The following is a 20,830-nucleotide window of genomic DNA, read 5'->3' as shown; positions in this document are numbered from 1 at the left end:
CGCCGGCGCGACCATGCCCGCACCGGGGATAAAGGCGTATCGCACTGGCGGCACAGGCAAGTGGCACTGACGGAACAGGTGACCGGGTTTGCCATGCGTGAGCGGCCGCATGCGTCTCACGGCGCGCGGCCGGCGCGCACCTCCGATGGGGTCATGCCATAGCGGGACCGGAACTGCCGGTAGAAGGTCGAGGGTTCGACCAGCCCCGCCTCGAAAGCGAGGTCGGCGATCGGCCTTGCTGAAAAAAGCGGGCTGGCGAGCTGCCGGTGGACCCGCTCCAGCCGTCTTTGCATGACATAGTCGGAAAACCCCTGCCCCTCTTCGGCGAAAAGGCGCCTGATGTAGCGCGGGCTGAGCCCCAGCCCCCGGCCCGCCGTCTCTGCCGAGAGGCGCGCTCGGTGCAGGTTCTCCTCGATATAACGCTTGATGGCATGCATGCGGGCGGTACGAACGCCGCGGCCGGCGACCACCTGGTCAACCTCGCGGTTGGCGCCGACCGCCGCGGCGAACAGATCGGCAATGTGCTGGGCGGCCAGCGGCGCCAGACCGGGGCCGATCGCCCCACCCGCCACCGCCTCGACATAGGCCAGCAGAAGCCGCGCTTCAGGCGTGCCGGGATTGATGGCATCCGGCCTGAGATCGCCGACATGGCGAAGGAGAGGAGTGAGCGTCGATCGGGCAAATCGCGCGCAGATCGTCCAATCGCCGTTCTGCGCCCTCGCTCGCCAGCTCCGGTCCATCGGCATGATGCAGGGCGCACCGGGCGAGGTCTCAACCGCCTCGTGCCGTGCCGTATCGAAACGCCACCCGCCCGCGATCCAGGACACCACCAGGTCGTCATTGGCGTCCTGCTGGAGCGCGGCCGTGCGTTCCCAAGCCATGGGCGCGACCTGCCCGTGGGCCACGCTCACCCCTGGCAGGATGGTGGTGGAGGCGCTTAGCCGCAACTCGCCGCGTTCAAGCGGCGCAAGGTCCAGCCGCATGCAGATGCGGCCATAGAACTCGCGCACGGCAGCTTCGCGCTCTCGGGCCGCGATCGCGTCCGTGGACAGAACTATGATGGTGTCCTGGTCGGCCACCTGCGTTCGATCCCCGCTCAGAACCTCACGGGGTGCCGCCGATGGCGGGCGCCGTTTGCTGCCTCTCCGCTCTAGACAGTGCCATGAACCCCTCCAGTGCCCTCGACGTGGTGTGAGCCTTCGGCCGCTTTTCGCGCGGGCTGCGGCAGAATTTCAAGACCTATGTGAGGGCTCCGCGCAAATGTGGCATGAGGCGCAGGGAATGTGGCCGCTGGTGCAACCGATCGGGGAAATCGCCTCGGAAAGCACGGGAAGGCTCTTCACATGCCTGCTGATCGGACACCGCTTGTCCATTGATTCATTTGCCTTTCGGCTGGCACGCCGCCTCTATCGCAGTTCGCGGATCCAGTGCCACATGGTGCGGTTCTCGCCATGGCCGAGGGACTGGCTGCGCCCATGGGCGGCATGTGCCCGCATCTCCCGCGGGGTCATGTCGAAAGAGCGGCGGAAGGCGCGCACGAAGCTCTTGCGGTGACCGAAACCATAGCGACCGGCGATCTCGGCAATGCTTTCGTGCCGGCGGCCGGGATCGGCGAGCTCGGCGCGGCAGCGGCGCAGCCTCTCCTCCTGGATATATCTGGAAAGACCGCCATGAGGTTCGAAGAGGTAATAGAGCTTGCGCATGGACATGCCGAACATGGCGGCGATGGCCTCGGCGGTGAGGTGCCGGCTGCGGATATGCGCGTCGATGTGGCGACGGATCTCGCCGGTAAGCGCCAGGTGGACCGAAGCGGCGTTCTCTTCCGCCACAGCCGAATTTACGGCCGCGGCGGCGAGTTCCAGCGTCGGCCCGATCACCGCCTCGGCGTCCTGACGGCTCATTGCGGGCGCGGCCCCGTAGAGGCCCACAAGATGCCCACGCAACAGCGCCGCCAACGGCGCGTTGCCGGAAATGACGCGCATATTGTGCTCGTCCGGCGCCTTTAGGAATGGCGCCAGCAGGCGGCGCGGCATGGTCAGGTTGAGGCTGTCGAAATCGGACGTACCCGTCGACTGGGCCTGTGCCAGGTCGGCCACGATCAGGTCCCCCGACGAGGCCTTTTCATCCGATGCGCCATCGCGCCGTCCATGGCTTCCGCGCAGGCAGACCTGCACAGTGATGTGATCGAGGCCGTCGCGGCTGATCCGGGCGCGCGAGCGGTCGAAGCTTTGCGCGATGCACCCATACGAGGTGAGGACGATCTCGCCGAAGTGAAAGGCATCGGCGTGGAAATGAAACCGGTCATCGCCGGCGTTGCGCAGGCGAACGTCGTAGAGCAGGCCGATATTCTCCTGCCACAACGCAAGGGCTTGCCGAGGCGCCAGGCCTGCCGTGTCCAGCACGCAGCGCTGAACCCCGGTGTCGACGAATTGCCGTTGGGACACAACGCCTTGACTGCTGCCTGCCGCTGCCACCGCCCATGCTCCGCAACCGCGAACCGCTCACAATATGCATTTATGCCGGGGCGCGACAACGCCTGATCGCACGGACGCCGCCGGGAATGTGGACTCAGAGCTGGCTCACCACTTCGGTATATTCCCTCACCTTTCCATCCTGCCCACGAATGCGCCAGTTGCCGCCGTCGCGGTCTTCCACGTAACCCGGCCCGATCGGCACCTTGCCGCCACCGTCGGGCAGGTCGAGCACGTAGATGGGATTGCAGATGCCGGACAGGCGCGCGCGCAGCGCGGCCACCAGCGCCTGGCCTTCGGCGATCGTGGTGCGGCGGTGCGCCATGCCGCGCGCAAGGTCGCCGTGGTGGAGGTAATAGGGTTTTACCCCCAGGCGGTACATCAGCTCGCGGCAGAGTTCTTCCTGCACCTCGACAGTGTCGTTGACGCCCTTGAGCAGGACGCTCTGGTTGAGCAGCACGAATCCCGCCTGCCGCAAGCCGCGGCAGGCCGCCTCGGTCGCATCGGTGATCTCGCGCGGATGGTTGAAATGGGTGACGACCGTGATCATCAGCCGGCCTTGCAAGGCAGCGATCAGCCCTGGCGTGATGCGTGAAGGCAGCGCGACCGGCACGCGGGTGTGGATGCGCATCAGCCGCACATGCGCGATCGCCTCGATGCGGGCGCGGATTTCGTTGAGCGCCTTGTCGGGCAGCGAGAGCGGGTCGCCGCCGGTCAGGATCACCTCGCGGATCTCGGGGTGGGAAGCGATATAGGCGAGCGCCGGCTCCAGGGCTTCGCGCGTATAGCCGCGTCCGATCGAGGTCAGGGACTCCTTGCGGAAGCAGAAGCGGCAATAGACCGCGCATTGATAGGTGGGAAACAGCAGCACCCGGTCGGCATGGCGATGCGTCAGCCTGGGCACCGGACTGAAGGCGTGGTCGCCGATCGGGTCGTCGAGCTCGCCTTCGCCGGTCACCAGCTCGTCGGGAGACGGGATGACTTGCGCCCGGATAGGATCGGCGGGGTCTTCCCAGTCGATCAGGTCGAGATAGGATTTGGGGATACGCACCTTGTGGCGGGAGGCTGCTTCCTGGGCCGCCGCGCGTTCGCCTGGCGACAGCGGCTGCACGGCCAGATCGCGCACATGGCGCACGCCGGCGCGGATGTCGTCCTGCCAGGCGGCGTCGGCATCGGAAACGGGCTCAGCTGCGGCCGTCGTCGCATCGTGGAGCTGTGTGGTCATGGGGTTCTCGAGGTTTTTAGCGGACCTATCGGCCGGATGGCCTGCCGGGTCAACCGCCTTGCGCCGGCCTTCCCCGTGTAGCAAGGACGGTCTGTGCTCTCGAAAATGCCGCGGAGAAGACCCGGGATGAGACTTGTGGTGTTGGTGGTGCTAGCCACGGTGGCAACTGGATGTGTGAGCTCTCCGGTGGATTATGGGGCCTCGCTTTCGACGCAAGACCCGAAATGGATATCGCCGGAATGCCAACAGGCCCGGGTCGAGGCCTCGAACTATGATGCGCGTGAAAAAGAGCATCCCGGTTGGGGGACCGGTGTCTTCCTTGGCCCTTACGGATTGGGTCTCGCGGCAGCCATCAAGGAGCACGAGCAAAAGGAGCGCAAGATATTCGCCCGCAGGATACATTTGCAGTGCTCGAGTTTGCCGCTGCCGAACGAACTCGCGGGCGAGCCGAGCCCCCCGGCCACGACAAAATATCCATAGATGATATGCTTTGATGCTTCTGAAGGCAGGCCAGCGTTTGATGGGATCGCAGAAGCGGAAGCAGGCCTGAACTTGGGAACGCCGGCGATGACGACCATTTACGAATTCGCGGTTGTCGAGGGCCAGGAATGGGTGCTTCCGGTCGACGAGGCCTACTACGAGGTCTTCTCCTCCCTTGACGGAACACCCCTCGAGAACTGGGATCCACCGGTCATGCGCCGCGTGTCGGAGGGCGACCCCCTCTATTCGGACTTCCCTTGGCTTGGCGAGCATGCGCCGCTTTTGCGCAAGCCTGCCGTCGACGCGCTGAAGGCATATCTGCTGCCCTATGGCCAGCTGATCCCGTTGCGCGGGGAAGAGGTCTGGCTTTTCAACGTGACCACCGTGATCGATGCGCTGGACGAGGAGCGGTCTGGAATCGTCTATTTTGATGACGGCGCCATTCTCGCGATCGAGCGATACGAATTCGATGCGGACAAGATCGGCACCGCCGAAATTTTCAAGCTGCCGATGCGCGCGTCCCCGGTGTTCGTCAACGACGCATTCGTCAATCGCGTGCGCGACGCCGGACTGCGGACGGTATCGTTCAAACCCAGGTGGCGTCGCATCGAAGCGTGACGTTTGACGACCCTGCGATGCCAACTAGATCAGGTTCTGTCCGCCATCGATGCGGATCGTCTCGCCGGTCGTGAATTCGCTTTCCATGAGGTAGAGATAGGCAGGGGCGACGTCGGCGGGCGTAGCGACCTTTCTCGCGGGCAGGCGGGCGGCTATGCCGGCGAAAAAACCGGATTTGGCCTCACCGACGAGTTCGTCCCACATCGGCGTGTCGACCCATCCCGGCGACACGATATTGACGCGCGTCGGGGCCAGCTCCAGCGCCAGCGCCCGGGCGAAATAGCTGAATGAACCGGCGATCGCGGAAACAACCGAGCCTCCGGGAACCGGCGGGCGGTCCTTGTTGATGCCTGATGTAAAGGTCATCGACCCTCCGGCTTTCAGCGTGCGCACGCCATGTTTGGCGAGCATCACGGCGCCGATCAGCTTGTTGTCGACGAAGCGCCGCACGTAGTCCATGTCGGTCTGGCCGATCGGGTCGTTGGGCGGCGGCGTGCCGGCCGTCGAGACGAGGTGGTCGAAGGCACCGGTTTCGTCGAACATCCGGGCAATGTCCGCTTCCTTCGTCATATCAGCCGAAAGGCTTCGCACGCGACCGCCTGGGCCGAGCGCCCGTTCCGCGGCCTTGAGCTTTTCGCCCGAGCGGCCGACGATCACCAGCTCCGCGCCGCGCTCCAGCGCGGCTGCCGCTACGCCGAGCCCTATGCCGGAACTGCCTCCGACGACAATAATTCTCTTGCCTTTGAGCGATGCCATGGGAACCTCCGTCTTCAGGATGGACTGCTGGATTACGCCTTGCCGGCGTGGGCCGCCTCAATGTCGGCGACAATGATCTTGCTCATCTTGTACGTCGCCTGCCGCGCCCGCCCCGCCTTGTCGCGGTCCGGGTCGTTCATCAGGCGCAGCGCCGCTTCGGGGATCACCTGCCAGTAGACGCCGAATTTGTCCCTCAGCCAGCCGCAAGGCTTTTCAGCGCCGCCGCCCGCCGTCAGCGCGTTCCAGTAATAATCTGTCTCGGCCTGGTCCTTGGTCTCGATGTAGAGCGAGATCCGCTCATTGAACGGCGGCATCGAGCCGGCATTGAGCGCGGTGAAGCGCTGGCCCTCGAGCTCGAAGTCGAAGATCGCGTGCGGCACCGTTTTATTCGTGCCGCCGACGAAATCGGTGAATTCGATCGCCTCAAGCGCCCGGCCATTCTTGAACACAGACAGATAGAAGTCGCGCGCCTCTTCGGCGTTGAGATTGAACCAGAGGAAGGGGTGAACGGTAGCCATGCTGCTCTCGTGACGTTTGATCACAAATCCTGCGAGCATTCTGTCCAGCATGCGCTGGACAGACAATCCAAACTTTGGCAAGGATTTGTGATCAAATCTCACAGATTGGCCATGATCCGCAGACTTCCCCCACTCAACGCGCTGCCGGCCTTCGAGGCCGCCGCGCGGCATTTGAATTTCTCCAGGGCAGCCGACGAGCTCAACGTCACGCACGGCGCCGTCAGCCGGGCGATCAAGCACCTTGAGGAACAGCTCGGCGTGCTTTTGTTCGAGCGCGCGACGCGCTCGGTGCGCCTCACCGCCGTGGGCGAGCCCTATGCGAGGGCGGTCCACGAGATGCTCGACCAGCTCGCGGCCGCCACCCAATCGGCGACGGCCGCCCATTCGGGCTCGACATTGAACGTCTCCACCTCCGACGGCTTCGCGGGAAAATGGCTGGTGCCGCGGCTCTATCGCTTTCATCGCGCGCATGGCGACATCGACGTCAGGATTTCGACGACGGGCAGGTTGACCAATTTCCTTGGCGACGGCATCGACGTCGCCATCCGCTATGGCGCCGGAAACTATCCGGGTCTCACATCGGAATTCCTCACTGGCGAGGAGGTGTTTCCAGTGTGTAGCCCGAGGCTCATGCAGGGCGCCTGGCCGCTGGAGAAGCCCGACGATCTCAGGCACCACACGCTGATCCATGATGGTTTCCCGATCGGCTGGGCGGCCTGGCTGTCCAGCGCGGGAGTGGAAGGCGTGGATCCGCGGAGCGGGATTACCTTCGATTCCGCCACTTTCGCCGTCGAATCGGCCGTGCAAGGTGAAGGCGTGGTACTTGGCCGGACCATGCTCGTGGCGGCCGACCTCGCCACCGGAAGGCTTGTCCGCCCTTTCGGCCACGCGCTGAAATCGGTTTCCAGCTTCTACCTGGTCTACCCTCCGGACGCGGTCCGCCGGCGCAAGGTGAAGGCTTTTCGCGATTGGCTCTTTTCGGAAATGACGGCGTAGCGTTCCACGGCCGCTTCCGGAGAGTAGCCTCTGTGCTTATCCCCTCAGCCCCGGTGCCTCCTGCCCGGTGCGCTCGACATATTCGGTGTAGCCGCCGCCATAGGTGTGGATGCCATCCGGCGTCAGTTCCAGCACGCGATTGGACAGCGCCGCGAGGAAATGGCGGTCGTGCGAGACGAACAACATGGTGCCCTCATACTGCGACAGCGCCTCGATCAGCATCTGCTTGGTGACGATGTCGAGATGGTTGGTCGGCTCGTCCAGCACCAGGAGGTTGGGCGGGTCGAACAGCATCAGCGCCATCACCAGCCGCGCCTTTTCGCCGCCCGAAAGCACCCGGCACTTCTTCTCGATCTCGTCGCCGGAAAAACCGAAGCAGCCGGCAAGCGCCCGAAGCGGCGCCTGGCCGGCCTGCGGAAAATTGTCCTCCAGCGTCTGGAACACGGTGCGCTCGCCGTCGAGCAGTTCCATGGCATGCTGGGCGAAATAGCCCATTTTCACGCTAGGCCCGCGTGCCACCGAACCCTGGTCGGGATCTGAGGCTCCGGCCACCAACTTCAACAACGTCGACTTGCCCGCGCCATTGACGCCCATGATGCACCAGCGCTCGCGGCGGCGGACCTGGAAGTCGAGCCCTTCGTAGATCGAACGGCTGCCATAGGCCTTGTGGACGTTCTTCAATGTCACGACGTCCTCGCCGCAGCGCGGCGCCGGCTGGAACTCGAAATTCACCGTTTGGCGGCGCTTGGGCGGCTCGACGCGATCGATCTTGTCGAGCTTCTTCACCCGGCTCTGCACCTGGGCCGCATGCGACGCGCGCGCCTTGAACCGTTCGATAAAGGCGATCTCCTTGGCCAGCATCGCCTGCTGGCGCTCGAACTGCGCCTGCTGCTGCTTGTCCGCGATCGCGCGCTGCTGCTGGTAGAATTCGTAATTGCCGGAATAGGCGGTGAGCGAACCGCCATCGATCTCCACCACCTTGTTGACGATACGGTTCATGAACTCGCGGTCATGCGAGGTCATCAGGAGCGCGCCGTCATAATTCTTCAGGAACTGCTCGAGCCAGATCAGGCTTTCCAGGTCGAGATGGTTGCTCGGCTCGTCGAGCAGCATGGCGTCGGGCCGCATCAGCAGAATGCGCGCCAGCGCCACGCGCATCTTCCAGCCGCCGGAGAGTTTTCCCACGTCACCGTCCATCATCTCCTGCGAGAAACCGAGACCGTCGAGCACTTCCCGCGCCCGGCCGTCGAGCGCATAGCCGTCGAGTTCCTCGAAGCGGTGCTGCGCCTCGCCATAGCGTTCGATGATCTCGTCCATCCGGTCCGCCTGGTCGGGATCAGCCATACCCGCCTCCAGCGCCGCCATCTCGGCCGCCACTTCGCTCACCGGCCCGGCGCCGTTCATCACTTCGGCCACCGCGCTACGGCCGTCCATATCGCCGACATCCTGGCTGAAATAGCCGATCGTGACGCCGCGATCGACCTGCACCTGGCCCTCGTCGGGCTGTTCCTGCCCGGTGATCATGCGAAACAGTGTTGTCTTGCCAGCGCCGTTGGGGCCGACGAGCCCGACCTTTTCGCCTTTCTGCAAGGCGGCTGACGCCTCGATGAAGACAAGCTGACGGCCGTTCTGCTTGCCGATGTTTTCAAGTCTGATCATGAGTGGTCCGGGAGGCTGATGTGAGGGTGCGGGAGTTGCCCCGGCCCATACGCGAATGACAGCGGCGGGGAAAGAGGCAGAAGCGCCGCAGCGGGCGCAGCGCTCTTACGTCTTCCCACAGCGGAGGAGGGAGAAGCGCCCTCCAGACACACTTTAGAACAAGATTCAACGTCCGGGAAAAACTGGAGAAAAGCGGTGCTGCGATAACCACCCCCGCGGCGGCCGGAACCGCTCGCGGCGCAACGCAAAGGGATGGTCCTGAAAATGCAACGACGTCCGACCGGATGGATGAGTGCCCTGCTTGGCATTTCGTTTGCCATCAATGCGGTCGCATCGCAAGCACGCCAGCCGGCATGTGAAGAAGCCTGTACGCAAGCACACCCACGTCAGGAAGCACAAGGCCGCGGCTTGATCTTCTCAAGCCCGAACAAGGAGATAGAACGGTATCTTGAATCTCTTGATCGTCTTCTTCTTGACGTCCTCCCAGGAAAAAGCCGCCCTCGCGCAAGCGACGGCGGCTTTTCTTTGGACTGGGCTGAAGGCTTTCCTTCTCTGCTGTCGAGAAGGTAACGCGCTCACTGCAACTGCGGCTTCTTCAGGAAACTGTCGCGATCGGCGGATTTGACGCGCAGCCAGGTTTCACGGCCGTCGCGCAGGACCCGCATCGGGATCTCGGCGCCGGCCGAACCGCTGTCCCATAGCTTGCGATAGAAATCGGCCAGCCCGTCGACCGCGCCGTCTCGTATGTCGGAGATGACGTCGCCCTCGCGCAGGCCCGCCTTGGCGGCCGGACCGCCTTCGGTCACGCTCATCACCACCACCCGGCCGTCGCTTTCGGCCGAGAGGGCGCCGAGCCATGGCCGTGGCGGCCGCGCCACCTGGCCGCGCGTCAGGAGATCGTCGAGGATCGGCGGCAACAGGTCGATCGGCACCACCATGTTGATATCGGCGACCTCGCCGTTGCGGCTCATCTGCAGGCGCAGCGACCCGACGCCGAGCAGCGCGCCCTTTGCATCGAACAGCGCCGCGCCGCCCCAGGAAGGATGCGCCGGCGCGATGAAGATCGCTTCCTCGAGCAGATATTCCCAATAGCCGGCGAATTCCTGCTTGGTGACGATCCTGGCCTGAACCGACTGGCCGATGCCGTCGGCGAGCACCACGCTATCCCCGATCCTGGCCCTGCCGGCGTCGCCCAGCGCCACCGCCGGCAGGCCAAGCGGCGCCAGCGCCTGAACCAGGCCAAAGCCCGATTCCTGGTCGTAGGCCAGCGCATGCGCCGGCACGACGCGGCCGTCATGGGTCGTAAGCCACACCTCTTCCGCCTCGGTAATGAGATAGCCGATGGTCAGCACCAACCCATTCTCGCGGATAACGACGCCGCTGCCTTCGCGCAGCGTGCCCAATGCCCCGGCAGTGAAGGCATCGTCTGGAATGGTGGCGCGCACCGCAACGACGGAGCGTCTGTTGGGATTGATGGGCATGCTCTTGTCCTGGACGGGCTTGGGGGTCACGTTCCTATAGGTATGGCACGCGAACCAAGGCGCAAGGGGTTGGGGGGCATCCCTCCATCCTTTCGAAGCCCAAAGGGAAGATGAGAGGCATGGTCATTGACAATAGTTCAACGCAAGTTGAACTTTCCCGTTTGCAGCCCTAGCTGTAGGTGCAACTGCCAGTCCCGCTTCCAACCTGTCTCTCCCCACAATACGAGGCCCCGCGATGACCGAATACACTCCGCCGAAAGTATGGACCTGGAACAAGCCGAGCGGCGGCGCCTTCGCCAGCATCAACCGCCCGATCGCCGGCCCGACGCATGACAAGGTGCTGCCGGTGGGCAAGCACCCGTTGCAGCTCTATTCGCTGGCGACGCCGAACGGCGTCAAGGTGACGATCATGCTGGAGGAACTGCTGGCGCTTGGCCACAAGGGCGCCGAATACGACGCCTGGCTGATCAGGATCAACGATGGCGACCAGTTCGGCAGCGGCTTCGTCGAGGTCAATCCGAACTCCAAGATCCCCGCACTGATGGACCGCAGCGGCGCCACGCCCATCCGCGTCTTCGAGTCCGGTTCGATCCTCACCTATCTCGCCGAAAAGTTCGGCGAGTTCCTGCCGACCGACCAGCCGGCGCGCGCCGAGACCCTGTCCTGGCTGTTCTGGCAGATGGGCTCTGCCCCTTATCTCGGCGGCGGCTTCGGTCATTTCTATGCGTACGCGCCGACCAAGATCGAATACGCCATCGACCGCTTTGCCATGGAAACCAAGCGCCAGCTCGACGTGCTCGACCGCCGCCTGGCCGAAACCGAATATCTTTCCGGCGCCGGCTACTCGATCGCCGACATGGCGGTCTGGCCCTGGTATGGCGGACTGGCGCTCGGCCGCATGTACAATGATTCCGGCGAGTTCCTTTCGGTGCAGGATTACAAGAACGTGCAGCGGTGGGCGAAGGCGATCGACGAGCGCCCCGCGGTCAAGCGTGGCCGCATGGTCAACCGCGCATTCGGCGAACCCGCGATGCAGCTGCACGAACGTCACGACGCCAGCGACTTCGATACGAACACGCAGGACAAGCTCGCGGCTGAGTGAGCTGCGAGGGCGGGCAGCGGCGCTGCCCGCCCTCCGTTTGATTTTGCGAAAGCGTCGATGACGGCAACGTCTCACCTGGAGGCGTGGATATCGCGCCGATCCGCTCCGCGCCGTCCAAGACGGCAATGCGTCTTCTTCTATCATCGTCCGACGTCAACAGCGGTCCTCTCACACAGGCCCCATAGAAATCTGTTGCGCAAATGCCGGCCGGGGCGCAACGTGTTGCCAGCAGATCGATGCAAGCGAGCAAATCGATCCTGCAGCGCGGCGTCCTTGTCGCGCAGGGCATGCCTAGGGTTGCCGCGGCGTCCTTTTTTGGCGCGAGCACGCGGCCTTGGTTTGGTCGGGGGAACAAATGACGCTCACGCTGATCGGGGCCGGCTTCGGGCGCACCGGTACATGGTCGACCTTCGTCGCGCTGAACAGGCTCGGCCTGCCCTGCTACCACATGCAGGAAGTGATCCTGAACAAGGCCAACAAGGGCCATCTCGATTTCTGGCGCAAGGTGGCCAACAGCCCGCCCGGCACGCAGCAGGACTGGAGCCGGGTGTTCGGCAATTACAAGGCGACGGTCGACAATCCAGGCTGCTGCGTGTGGCGCGAACTGATGGCCGCCTATCCCGACGCCAAGGTGCTGCTCACCTTGCACCCGCGCGGCGCGGAAGCCTGGTACGAGAGCACCATCGACACGATCTACTTCACCGAGAATGTCTGGCAGTTCAAGATCCTGGAATGGCTGACGCCGTTCGGCCGGAAATTCGGCGACATGTCACGCAGGCTGATCTGGGGCCGCACGCTAGCCGGCGTCATGGGCAACCGCGCCAAGGCCGTGGAGCGCTACAACGCCTATGTCGAGGAAGTGAAGGCGGCGGTGCCGCCGGAAAAGCTGCTGGTGTTCAAGGTCAGCGAAGGCTGGGCCCCGCTCTGCCACTTCCTCGACGTGGCGCAACCGAACGAGCCCTTCCCCAATCTCAACGACCGCGAGGCCATCAAGAAGATCATCGCCGACATCATCAAGGGCTCCTACATGATGCTGGCGCTAAGCGTGGCGGCCGTTATCGCGGTGATCGCGGCGCTATGGTGGTGGCTGGGGTAGTTGGGCGCCGTTCGTCGATCCCTCGGTGCAGCGGGAGCGAAGCGACGCGAAGGCTTTGCGACCCAGGCCACGCGATTGCGAAAAAGCGCTGCGGTCAAAAACAAGGGCGTCGTTGTCGATACCGCCAAGCAGGCTGAATCGCGCGATCACCGCGTTAATTGGTGCCGCCGTCCGAGGACCGTCGTACCCGAATCTCGATACGCCGGCGTTCCCGAACATCGCCAACGTGGCTGCCGTCGGCGATAATGTCTCCCGGCATTACGAGCTGTGCCGCTGACAACGGAATGATCTTCACACTGCCCAGCCGTCCCGTCTGGATCAGCGCGTTCGCTACCGCGATAGCGCGCGAGAGCCCCAGCCCCGCATTGTCGGCCGGGGTCAAATCGCTGATAGCGCTGGCTCCGTTCATCGCCGAGATCGCAACCGCATCGAGGTTGGACGGCTTGGCCGGATTGATTTTCTGCTCATCCGTGTGACCGACGATCTCGACGACATCGACTTTGTAGCGTGTCAGCAAAGACAGAACGTCGTCCGTGACCTTGGTCTGCAAACGAGCCCGGAACGCGTCGGTGAGAGCAGCGCTGCCACGTTCAAATGTATAGCCGTCGTCGCTCAACGTTATCATCGGCGGCCACTGCATCGACGATTCAGCGTCCGCGCTCCTGTCGTTGGAGGCCGAGAGCGTCTTTTCAAGTCGGTCCAGCAGACGGGGGTCGGCGGCTTTGGCTTCGCTGATTTCGAGCAGCAATTTCCGCAGCGTCGGATCTGACGTCGGCGCGGCATCGATGCCCTTTTCCGTAAGCCCGTCGATCACCGCTTTGGCCGCCACGAGCTCGGTCCAGTTGGCTGGCGGCAAAGGAAGCGCCGCTTTTGGAAACAGCGCCTGCAGGCGCGCCAGTTCGGCACGCATGTCGGCAAGCTGGCCCACCGTGATGTCCAGGTTCGCGGAGGCCTGCAGCTCGGCGATCCTCTCATCTTTTCGCTGTGCGATGCTGGCCGAGACCAGAAGGAGGCAGAAAAGCAGAAGGAGGAGAAGCTCGGCCATTGTGAGCCCAAGCACCACGCCTCGGCGATGGCCGCGTTCCCCTTCGGCGATAAGCGAGGAAGGCATCTTCATCGACATCGTCCCACACTGACCATGCAACGCGCTTTAGCCGCCACGCCAGAGCCGTCTGAATAGACCCTGCCGCGTCGGCGCTCGATCATAACCCTCAAATGTCGCCGCAAGTTTGTCGAGCACATCGCTGGCCCGAAGCGCTTCCGCCGTGGACTGTTCCAGCCCGCGCCGAAGCTCCGCCACATCGCCAAGACGGGAAGAGAAATCGCTCATGGCGGTTTCGATCGCCCGCTGCAAACCGGCCACGACCGGCTCCAGCCGAACCTCGATGACCTTGTCGGGTGTCGACATGCCAGCGAGCTTGTCGGCCATCATCTGTGTCGCGGTCGCAATCTGCGTGCTGGCGCTGGTCAGGATGGCGTTGATATCGTGAACTGCCTTGGCTGTCTGGTCGATGCCGCCCCGCAGCTCCTTGGTGTCTATTCCGCTCTGCATCGCCAGCGAGGATGCCCTGATGTGCTCGGAAGCTTCCTTGGCGAGCAGGTCCAGAGACTGGACCAGGGATTTCGCCGAGGTTTCCACTTGCGTTCGTATCTCGTGATAGCCCTCTTGCAGCATCTGCTGGTTGGAGCGTTGGAAATGGTTCATCTCGCTCAGGATGCCATCGAGTTCCCGGCGCACCTTGCGGGATGCTTCTGCGAGCTCGAGACGTGACACGCGTTCCACTTCCATGGGGTCGCGTCGGAGCTGATTGAAGACGATGCGAAATGCAATGCCGGCGATGGTGGAGGCAACCGCGATGCCGAAATTGCGCACGATCTCGTCGACTGCGCCACCGCCTCCATACTGGTAAAGCGAAACGGCGAGGCTGGTGAGCGTGAAGATGAAGCCCATATAGTAGAAGTTGTCCCCGGTTTGGTCGTCGCGCAGCCGGAGCCCGCGCGCGATCATGATCATCGCCGCGTAGCCCATCATCAGCGCGATCGGCACGAAGGTAACGACGAATGCCGACACGGAAAGCGATTTGGCCACGACGATGTAGGCGGCGCCCAGGCCGGTAAAAACGATAAAGACCAGTGGCGCCGCAGCGTCCAACTGCCGGCTGGCCACGCGCGGCCGCCTCACCCTTCAACTCCTTGCAACGACTTGGCAGAGCTGAAAACGCCGTGATTGTAATCAATCCACTGCTGCCAGAATGCCATCAACGCGACGCTGTCGACGGGCGACTTCGCCCGGCGTATGAGCCAGATCGAGACGTCGCTACCAGCGAGATCCGTAGCGAAGCGGTTTGCCGCGGGCGACTTTTTGAAGGCATTGAAATCGGTGGAACCGCGGTAGTGTGAGAAGAATTCGGTATTCTCGAACATGTCCGAAACGACAATCAGCCGCGAGGGGATCGCACGCGCTTTCTGGGTGACCAGATGGCTGACGGCTATCGACTGAATGCCGGCCATGATCGGCGAGCTGTCGGCCTTGTTTGCCTCGACCGCTTTCTCAAGCGCGACCAGCAGCGGCTGGCCGAATCCCGCTTGCCAACGCTCTCGCGCCAGCGCCGCGTTGCCGGTGAAAGCACTGAGGTCGACGCCATTGCCGGGGTTGCACAGCGAGAAGAGTTCTTTCGTATAGGGTGCCGCTGATGTAAGGGCCCTGATCTCGAGCAAGCCACCGCGCTGGATGCCGGAGGCGGTATCGCGCAGCAGGGTCTGGATGTTCAGTTTGGTGACGTCGGCGATTGCATCCGTGGTATCGATCAGGATGATGGTTTGCGACGCAGCTCCGACGACCGGGCAAAGCCGATCGTCAAGTTCGACGAGTTGCGAGCGCGCCGAGACATAGACGTAGGTAAAGCCTATCGCGGCGGCAATGAGGCCGAGCGCGAATAGAATAATCCAGCCCCAGTTGACAAGGTTGGAAGGCGAGCGCCGGGACCGTCGACCGCTCATTGGGCTTCAGGCACCAGCACATCCAGTTCGCGATACTGCTTCAACGCAGCCTCGAACTGTTCACCCAGGGCGACCAGCATCTTGTCGAGGTCGCCTTGCGCATCCTTGATGGAAGCTTGCAATTCGTCGCTGTTCCATTCCCCGTCGCGGAAATACTGGACGCCGATGCGGCCGAGTTGGTATGGCCGCGAAAAGCGCTCCGGCGCGGGTGTCGTGCGTACAGCGATATTGGCGTCCCTGTAGATTCGGAACAGGCTGTTTGCCGCGCGTTCAAGCTGAGCTTGGTGGGCGTCGAACAGCCCAACCAACCGAGAGCGATGGGCCACGATCGCATCGTGTTCTGTCCGCTGCTTGCTGAGGTCGGCGCGCGCATCGGCGAGTTCGTCCTCATAACCACTGCGAACATCGGAAAGCTCGCCGATCAGGCCTTGCCGCTTGTTTCGATAATTTGCCCGCGCCTCGTCAAGCCGGTGATCAACCGTGGCGTAGCCTGGATAAGTGTCACGCATGCTGAGCCCATCGATCAGGGCAAAGAGTGAAAACATCACACCGAGGAAGAAGAGTATCCAGGAGCGAAATTCGTTCAGCGCGAATGGCGCGCTTAGCAAGCGTCGCATCACCTCGTCGCCATTGGTCGCGATCGTTCCGGCAACCTCGCGGTAATGCGCCAGTCCAAGATTGATGGCAATCGCTGCGCCGATATAGGCGGCGATGGCGAGAATGCCGACAAATTTACGGAAAATCGAGCGATGCGCGATCTCGCGCACACCATAGAGGGCGAACATCAGCGCGACGCCGACATTGAGAATCGCGAAGATCAGCGCCTCGACGATGCCGCCGACCAGCCCGAGCTCGTTTCGCTTTGCAAGCAGTTCGCCATTGATGACGAGCTCTGCCATCACCAGCGCCACCACAAAGAGCCATTTCAACGTGGTACCGATGGCCGTGGTCTTCTTGCAGGGCCGGCGAAGCCCGTTCTGATCCTTGAAATCACGATGCCAGGACTCTGCCTCCTTCAGATCGCGCCGCAGCCCATGCAGATCATCGATCCCCATCTGCAATTCGGCTTTCAAGTCGGAGAGACCAGCCGTGGATGCCGCTTTTATATTGGCAAAGCGCGATTCAAAGTCGAGGTCGATGAGACGCTGCCTGAACCCCGCAAGTTGGTTCTCCAGATGATCGTGGGATTGTTTCTGGGCGGCTCCGACCAATTCGATGATATCGTTTCCAACGGCATCGTAAGGTAGGTCATCGCTTTGAGGCAGATTCTCCCTGCCCCGCTTCTCGCCTTTCTCCGCAAGCCGCATATCCGTTGCAATGCGCTGGACGTCGATGTCGGGGAATGACTCTGTCGTCGGCCTATAGGCATGCGGCGGCCGCAATAGCCGTTGCTTGAGCTTTTCCAGTGACCCGAACATTCCACCCCACGTACACTCTTCCGACCACCCGTACCGAGGCTAGCGGTAAGCTTCGGATTCTTCAACGAGTTTCGCCCAATCGAAAGTGGAGCTTTTGCGGACGCAAAAGCTCGGCAATTCCATCAGAATGACTGTCTACTGCTAGGGAGCCGTATTTTACTCTGCGCCGTATACTGTATGGTCGCTGTCGCCGAAGGGCGGAGAAAAAGAGAGCGGGCATTCTGCTTCGCCAAACGCCGCCCCTCACCGCAACTCCACCCACACCGGCGCGTGGTCGCTGGCGCCGTCCTCACCGCGCACGTCGCGGTCGATGCCGGCAGCCTTGAGTTTGCGGGCGAGCTTCTTCGACAGGAGGATATGGTCGAGCCGCAAGCCCGCATCGCGCGGCCAGCGGTTCCGCCGGTAATCCCAGAAGGTATAGAGCGTCTCTTTGGGGTAGACCTTGCGCAGTGCGTCCGTCCAGCCTTGCTCGATGAGCGCGGCAAAGGCTGCCCGGCTTTCCGGCTGTACCAGCGCGTTATCGTCATAGGAGCGTGTGGCATAGATATCGCGCGGCTCGGGCACGATGTTGTAGTCGCCCGCCAGCACCACCGGCAGGCCGGTGTCGAGCAGTTGTGCCGCATGCGCGGCGAACCTGTCATGCCAGGCGAGCTTGTACTGAAATTTCGGCCCCGGCTGCGGGTTGCCGTTCGGCGCGTACAGGCAGCCGATGACGATTCCGTTCACCGCCGCCTCGATGTAGCGGCTCTGCCTGTCGGTATCGTCGCCGGGCAGCACATCGCGCGTCAGCACCGGCTCGGCGCCCCGCGCCAGTATGGCGACGCCGTTCCAGGTCGGCTCCCCCTTCCACACCGCGCCGTAGCCGGCATCGGCCAGGGCAGTGCGCGGAAACTGCATATCGCGCGCCTTCAACTCCTGCAGGCAGACGACATCGGGTCTTGCCGCCGCCAGCCAGGTCAGCAGATTCTTCAGTCGGCTGTTGACGTTATTGATGTTGAAGGAGGCGATTTTCATCGGCGGGTCAAGAGACGAGCTTGCCCGTCCAAGCCTTCACCGTTTCGGCCAGCGTCTTCAGATGATCGGCGGTCGAAAACCCCGAGATGCTCTTGCGCGGCTTCAGATCGTGATCGCCATCCTCCAACCATACGATCTCGATGCTGTCGGAGAGCCCATAGCCGGCAACCTCGTCGGGCGTGCCGAACTCGTCGCGCGTGCCCTGGAAGATCAGCGTCGGTATCGTCAACCCGGCCAGATGCTTGGTCCGCAACTGCTCGGGCTTGCCGGGCGGGTGGAAGGGATAGCCGAGGCAAAGCAGGCCCGAGATTTCGCCCCTGGCAAACATCTCGTCCGCCACCATCGAGGCGACGCGACCGCCCATCGATTTGCCGCCGATGATCAACGTCCCGGTCACGCCCCTCGCCCTGAGGTCGGCGATCGCCTTGATGTATTCCGGGTTCACTGTCTCGGCGCGCGGCGGCGGCTTGCGGTGGCCATAGCGGCGGGACGCCATATAGTGGAACTCGAACCGCGCGACCTGAAAGCCTACTGCCGCCAGCGCCTTGGCGGTGGCGGTCATCGAAGGAGAATCCATCGACGCGCCGGCGCCATGCGCGAGCAGGATGGTGACGGGAGCTGTGTCGTCGCCGTCGAAGAGGAAGGTGGTCATGGAATAGGGCTCCCGTGGCTCGGCGTTGGTGACCCCTTCTCCCCTTGTGGGACCCGAAGGGCGGGCGAGACCGTTGGCTCGCCCCGGGGGTGGTCTCGCGAAGCTCGGCCGGATCACGGGTGTTCCAGGAAACGCAAACGCCTCATTCCGACACGCACCCCTCAACCGTCTCGGCGCTGCGCGCCGATCCACCTTCTCCCAAAACGGGAGAAGGAAAGAGCTTTACCCCGCCGATTTCGCCAGCTGCATGTCCACGAACTGCACGCCCTTGGCCGCAACTCCAGCCCACTCCGACTCCGCGTCGAGCTCCAGATACCGCGCCCACAGCCGCCGCGCTTCCAGCAAATTGCCGGCGTCGAATTCGAGCCGGGCGAGATTGAAAACCGGATCGGCGTAATTGCCGTCGAGCGCGATCGCCTTCCACAAGTGCCTTCGCGCCGACGCCGTCTTGCCCTCCTCGCTCATCAGCCCGGCGAGATTGAACCAGGCCTCGACGAAAGCCGGATCGAGCTTGATCGCGCGCGCATAGTCATGGGCCGCTTCCGCCGGGTGGCCGCCGGCGCGCAGGCAGTTGGCGCGGTTGAAGGCGGCGATCGCGTCGCCTGGATCGATGGCAAGGCAGCGCTGGTAGAGCGCGGCGGCACCATCATGGTCGCCGCCCTCCTCCGCCGCTTCGGCCTCGGCGAACAGCTCTTCCAGCGGATCGTCGTCGGAGGCGCCGAGATCGAACAGCAATTGCCCGTCGAGCTCGCTCTCGCCGCCATCCAGATAGATCGCATCGGGCCGCCCGGATGCCGAGCCGACCGCGAGCGACTTGGCGGTGAGCGAAGCCACCGGGCCGGAACGATGCACCGAGCGCGCGATCGCGCCCCATGTCGCGCCGCCGGCGACCAGCCCGGCATATTTGCGCGCCAGGATCAGGTCGCGGAAGGAATAGGGTTCCGAGTCATGTTCGAAGGCATCGAACAGCGACAAGAGATCGAGGTCAGCGCCGGATAGCTGCGACTGATCGATCAGCGATTGCCGCGACAGCGAGGAGGCCTCAGGCGCCTTCATCAGTCCGAGCAGGCGCAGAAAACCGTTCTCGCTGAGCAATGTGCGCCCGGCGCCGCGCTCGGCGGCGACGCGGCGTTCGACCTCGACATCGCCGGTCTTCGTGAGCCCGGCTTTGACCAGCCCGGCCTTGAGCAGCAGACCGCGACCGAACACGACATGCGTGGTGCGCCGGATGACACCGCGCCTGAGTTCGCCATGCTGGCGCGCGACCTCGCGCGCCGCCAGCCTGAGCGGAAACGCCGCCAGCGCGCCGATCGTGCCGAATATGGCGCCGGCTGGTGCCGTCACTTCTTGCTCTTGCCGACCGCCTTCAGCAGGTTGGCTTTCAGCGGATTTTCAGCAGCGCCGCCCGCGGCCGCCTTGGCCTTGGCGGCGGGCTTCTCGTCGGCCTTGCTCTTCGACTTGGCCGGCGGCTTCGACTGCGACTGCGACAGGCTCGCCTTCAGCGCATCCATCAAATTGATGACGTTGCCGCGCTCGGGTGCCGCCGCGATGATAGGCTTGTGGCCCTTCAGCTTCTCGCGGATCATGGCCATCAGCGCGATCTCGTAGCGGTCCTCGTAGTTCTTCGGATCGAAGGTGGTTTCCTTCTGCTTGATCAGCGCTTCGGCCAGTTGCAGCATTTCAGGATCCGGGTTGCCCGCAGGGATGTTGCCGAAATATTCAGCCGTGCCGCGCACTTCGTTCGGGTTCCTCAACGTACACACGAACATGCCGTTTTCGCGCGCGCCGATCGTCACCACGCGCTCGCGGCTGGACAGGACCAGCCGGGCGATCGCCAGCTTGCCGGATTTGCGCATGGCTTCGCGCAGCACGGCGAAAGTCTCCTCCGCCATCGCGCCGTCCGGCGCCATGTAATAGGGCGCATCCTGGTAGATGACGTCGACCTCGTCCTCGTCGACGAAGGCCTCGATGTTCATCGTGTGGTTGGATTCGATGCGCACCGCGTCGAGGTCGCTATCGTCGATGATGATGTACTGCTTGTCCTCGTACTCGTAGCCCTTGACCAGGTCCGAACGCTCGACCAATCCGAGCTCCGGATCGACCGGCTTCATGTTGATGCGGTTGTGGGTCTTCTTGTGCAACTGGTTGAACGAGATGCGCTCGCTGGCGCTGGTGGCGGGGTATAGCCGCACCGGACAGCTCACCAGACTGAGCTTGAGGTAACCTTTCCAACTTGCCCTGGGCGCCATGATGAACTCCTACGCGGCCATGCACTGCAACTTTTCGCAGCGCTTTCGTCCGAAGGACGAACAAGGCTGCGTAAATCCTACACCGACCCCGCACC

The 20,830-nt window shown here is 63.3% G+C and carries 21 protein-coding genes; 6 read left to right on the top strand and 15 right to left on the bottom strand.

What is annotated here, in order from left to right; translation table 11 throughout:
• Positions 1-116 precede the first annotated feature (116 nt).
• From FJ959_RS14960 to FJ959_RS14950, 3 genes are all read right to left on the bottom strand, one after another.
• Positions 117-1,079, bottom strand: a complete 963-nt coding sequence (locus FJ959_RS14960) for an AraC family transcriptional regulator (RefSeq protein ID WP_140499017.1) — start codon at positions 1,077-1,079, stop codon at positions 117-119.
• A 327-nt stretch (positions 1,080-1,406) separates the two neighbouring features.
• Positions 1,407-2,474, bottom strand: a complete 1,068-nt coding sequence (locus FJ959_RS14955) for a helix-turn-helix domain-containing protein (RefSeq protein ID WP_140630588.1) — start codon at positions 2,472-2,474, stop codon at positions 1,407-1,409.
• Between the two features lie 94 nt (positions 2,475-2,568).
• Positions 2,569-3,696, bottom strand: a complete 1,128-nt coding sequence (locus tag FJ959_RS14950) for a KamA family radical SAM protein (RefSeq protein WP_140630585.1) — start codon at positions 3,694-3,696, stop codon at positions 2,569-2,571.
• Between the two features lie 126 nt (positions 3,697-3,822).
• Between FJ959_RS14950 and FJ959_RS14945 the strand changes: the two genes are divergently transcribed.
• Both FJ959_RS14945 and FJ959_RS14940 read left to right on the top strand, forming a co-directional pair.
• On the top strand, positions 3,823-4,176 hold the full coding sequence (locus FJ959_RS14945; protein WP_140556406.1) for a hypothetical protein: 354 nt from the start codon (positions 3,823-3,825) through the stop codon (positions 4,174-4,176).
• Between the two features lie 87 nt (positions 4,177-4,263).
• A complete protein-coding gene (locus FJ959_RS14940; RefSeq protein ID WP_140565323.1) occupies positions 4,264-4,794 on the top strand; it encodes a DUF1629 domain-containing protein in 531 nt (176 codons plus the stop codon).
• 24 nt (positions 4,795-4,818) lie between these two features.
• Here FJ959_RS14940 and FJ959_RS14935 read toward each other — a convergent pair whose 3' ends face one another.
• Positions 4,819-5,550: an SDR family oxidoreductase gene (locus FJ959_RS14935; protein ID WP_140582489.1), complete on the bottom strand. Its 732-nt coding sequence runs from the start codon at positions 5,548-5,550 to the stop codon at positions 4,819-4,821.
• Between the two features lie 32 nt (positions 5,551-5,582).
• Positions 5,583-6,068 (bottom strand): VOC family protein, encoded by a 486-nt coding sequence (locus tag FJ959_RS14930; protein ID WP_140582491.1) that lies wholly within the window; start codon positions 6,066-6,068, stop codon positions 5,583-5,585.
• 111 nt (positions 6,069-6,179) lie between these two features.
• Between FJ959_RS14930 and gcvA the strand changes: the two genes are divergently transcribed.
• Complete coding sequence (gene gcvA / locus FJ959_RS14925) at positions 6,180-7,064, top strand: transcriptional regulator GcvA (protein ID WP_140499030.1); 885 nt, start codon at positions 6,180-6,182, stop codon at positions 7,062-7,064.
• Positions 7,065-7,100: 36 nt separating this feature from the next.
• Here the strand turns inward: gcvA and FJ959_RS14920 are convergent, their stop codons facing one another.
• On the bottom strand, positions 7,101-8,723 hold the full coding sequence (locus FJ959_RS14920) for an ABC-F family ATP-binding cassette domain-containing protein (protein ID WP_140565326.1): 1,623 nt from the start codon (positions 8,721-8,723) through the stop codon (positions 7,101-7,103).
• A 288-nt stretch (positions 8,724-9,011) separates the two neighbouring features.
• Here FJ959_RS14920 and FJ959_RS14915 point away from each other — a divergent pair, with 288 nt between their 5' ends.
• Positions 9,012-9,293 (top strand): hypothetical protein, encoded by a 282-nt coding sequence (locus FJ959_RS14915; protein WP_140582494.1) that lies wholly within the window; start codon positions 9,012-9,014, stop codon positions 9,291-9,293.
• A gap of 5 nt (positions 9,294-9,298) precedes the next feature.
• Here FJ959_RS14915 and FJ959_RS14910 read toward each other — a convergent pair whose 3' ends face one another.
• Positions 9,299-10,204, bottom strand: a complete 906-nt coding sequence (locus tag FJ959_RS14910) for a S1C family serine protease (protein WP_140582497.1) — start codon at positions 10,202-10,204, stop codon at positions 9,299-9,301.
• Between the two features lie 235 nt (positions 10,205-10,439).
• Between FJ959_RS14910 and yghU the strand changes: the two genes are divergently transcribed.
• Both yghU and FJ959_RS14900 read left to right on the top strand, forming a co-directional pair.
• The gene (gene yghU, locus FJ959_RS14905) at positions 10,440-11,306 is read left to right on the top strand and encodes a glutathione-dependent disulfide-bond oxidoreductase (RefSeq protein WP_140499040.1); all 867 of its coding nucleotides are present in this window, start codon (positions 10,440-10,442) and stop codon (positions 11,304-11,306) included.
• Between the two features lie 355 nt (positions 11,307-11,661).
• Entirely contained in the window at positions 11,662-12,402 is a 741-nt protein-coding gene (locus tag FJ959_RS14900; RefSeq protein ID WP_140582500.1) for a sulfotransferase family protein, read from the top strand.
• A 154-nt stretch (positions 12,403-12,556) separates the two neighbouring features.
• On the opposite strand, the gene FJ959_RS14895 is transcribed toward FJ959_RS14900, so the two are convergent.
• The 8 genes from FJ959_RS14895 to FJ959_RS14860 all read right to left on the bottom strand — a co-directional run bounded on the left by FJ959_RS14895 (position 12,557) and on the right by FJ959_RS14860 (position 20,735).
• Complete coding sequence (locus tag FJ959_RS14895) at positions 12,557-13,519, bottom strand: hypothetical protein (RefSeq protein ID WP_181167220.1); 963 nt, start codon at positions 13,517-13,519, stop codon at positions 12,557-12,559.
• A 33-nt stretch (positions 13,520-13,552) separates the two neighbouring features.
• Positions 13,553-14,584, bottom strand: a complete 1,032-nt coding sequence (locus FJ959_RS14890; protein ID WP_140499046.1) for a hypothetical protein — start codon at positions 14,582-14,584, stop codon at positions 13,553-13,555.
• A complete protein-coding gene (locus tag FJ959_RS14885; protein ID WP_140630582.1) occupies positions 14,581-15,402 on the bottom strand; it encodes a hypothetical protein in 822 nt (273 codons plus the stop codon). Before FJ959_RS14885 ends, FJ959_RS14890 begins: the two co-directional genes overlap by 4 nt.
• On the bottom strand, positions 15,399-16,820 hold the full coding sequence (locus FJ959_RS14880; RefSeq protein WP_140630579.1) for a hypothetical protein: 1,422 nt from the start codon (positions 16,818-16,820) through the stop codon (positions 15,399-15,401). Before FJ959_RS14880 ends, FJ959_RS14885 begins: the two co-directional genes overlap by 4 nt.
• 243 nt (positions 16,821-17,063) lie before the next feature.
• Positions 17,064-17,834, bottom strand: a complete 771-nt coding sequence (locus FJ959_RS14875; RefSeq protein WP_140630577.1) for an exodeoxyribonuclease III — start codon at positions 17,832-17,834, stop codon at positions 17,064-17,066.
• Positions 17,835-17,841: 7 nt separating this feature from the next.
• Entirely contained in the window at positions 17,842-18,486 is a 645-nt protein-coding gene (locus FJ959_RS14870) for an alpha/beta family hydrolase (protein WP_140565353.1), read from the bottom strand.
• Positions 18,487-18,708: 222 nt separating this feature from the next.
• The gene (locus FJ959_RS14865) at positions 18,709-19,830 is read right to left on the bottom strand and encodes a tetratricopeptide repeat protein (RefSeq protein WP_140499056.1); all 1,122 of its coding nucleotides are present in this window, start codon (positions 19,828-19,830) and stop codon (positions 18,709-18,711) included.
• Positions 19,827-20,735, bottom strand: a complete 909-nt coding sequence (locus tag FJ959_RS14860; RefSeq protein ID WP_140499057.1) for a Ku protein — start codon at positions 20,733-20,735, stop codon at positions 19,827-19,829. The genes FJ959_RS14865 and FJ959_RS14860 overlap by 4 nt, the downstream gene beginning before the upstream one ends.
• Positions 20,736-20,830: the final 95 nt, after the last annotated feature.

Origin of the sequence: Mesorhizobium sp. B2-2-4, from assembly GCF_006442375.1 — a bacterium.
GTDB lineage: Bacteria > Pseudomonadota > Alphaproteobacteria > Rhizobiales > Rhizobiaceae > Mesorhizobium.
Note: the sequence above shows the minus strand (reverse complement) of the source record. Positions and strands in the feature narration are given on the sequence as shown.

Bases quoted from the DNA above. Each gene is read 5' to 3' on its own strand.
- FJ959_RS14915 (WP_140582494.1), top strand. From the start codon at position 9,012: ATGAGTGCCCTGCTTGGCATTTCGTTTGCCATCAATGCGGTCGCATCG.
- FJ959_RS14880 (WP_140630579.1), bottom strand. From the start codon at position 16,820: ATGTTCGGGTCACTGGAAAAGCTCAAGCAACGGCTATTGCGGCCGCCG.
- FJ959_RS14900 (WP_140582500.1), top strand. From the start codon at position 11,662: ATGACGCTCACGCTGATCGGGGCCGGCTTCGGGCGCACCGGTACATGG.
- FJ959_RS14895 (WP_181167220.1), bottom strand. From the start codon at position 13,519: ATGAAGATGCCTTCCTCGCTTATCGCCGAAGGGGAACGCGGCCATCGC.
- FJ959_RS14945 (WP_140556406.1), top strand. From the start codon at position 3,823: ATGAGACTTGTGGTGTTGGTGGTGCTAGCCACGGTGGCAACTGGATGT.
- FJ959_RS14910 (WP_140582497.1), bottom strand. From the start codon at position 10,204: ATGCCCATCAATCCCAACAGACGCTCCGTCGTTGCGGTGCGCGCCACC.
- FJ959_RS14950 (WP_140630585.1), bottom strand. From the start codon at position 3,696: ATGACCACACAGCTCCACGATGCGACGACGGCCGCAGCTGAGCCCGTT.
- FJ959_RS14920 (WP_140565326.1), bottom strand. From the start codon at position 8,723: ATGATCAGACTTGAAAACATCGGCAAGCAGAACGGCCGTCAGCTTGTC.
- gcvA (WP_140499030.1), top strand. From the start codon at position 6,180: ATGATCCGCAGACTTCCCCCACTCAACGCGCTGCCGGCCTTCGAGGCC.
- FJ959_RS14870 (WP_140565353.1), bottom strand. From the start codon at position 18,486: ATGACCACCTTCCTCTTCGACGGCGACGACACAGCTCCCGTCACCATC.
- FJ959_RS14935 (WP_140582489.1), bottom strand. From the start codon at position 5,550: ATGGCATCGCTCAAAGGCAAGAGAATTATTGTCGTCGGAGGCAGTTCC.
- FJ959_RS14930 (WP_140582491.1), bottom strand. From the start codon at position 6,068: ATGGCTACCGTTCACCCCTTCCTCTGGTTCAATCTCAACGCCGAAGAG.
- FJ959_RS14860 (WP_140499057.1), bottom strand. From the start codon at position 20,735: ATGGCGCCCAGGGCAAGTTGGAAAGGTTACCTCAAGCTCAGTCTGGTG.
- FJ959_RS14940 (WP_140565323.1), top strand. From the start codon at position 4,264: ATGACGACCATTTACGAATTCGCGGTTGTCGAGGGCCAGGAATGGGTG.
- FJ959_RS14885 (WP_140630582.1), bottom strand. From the start codon at position 15,402: ATGAGCGGTCGACGGTCCCGGCGCTCGCCTTCCAACCTTGTCAACTGG.
- yghU (WP_140499040.1), top strand. From the start codon at position 10,440: ATGACCGAATACACTCCGCCGAAAGTATGGACCTGGAACAAGCCGAGC.
- FJ959_RS14875 (WP_140630577.1), bottom strand. From the start codon at position 17,834: ATGAAAATCGCCTCCTTCAACATCAATAACGTCAACAGCCGACTGAAG.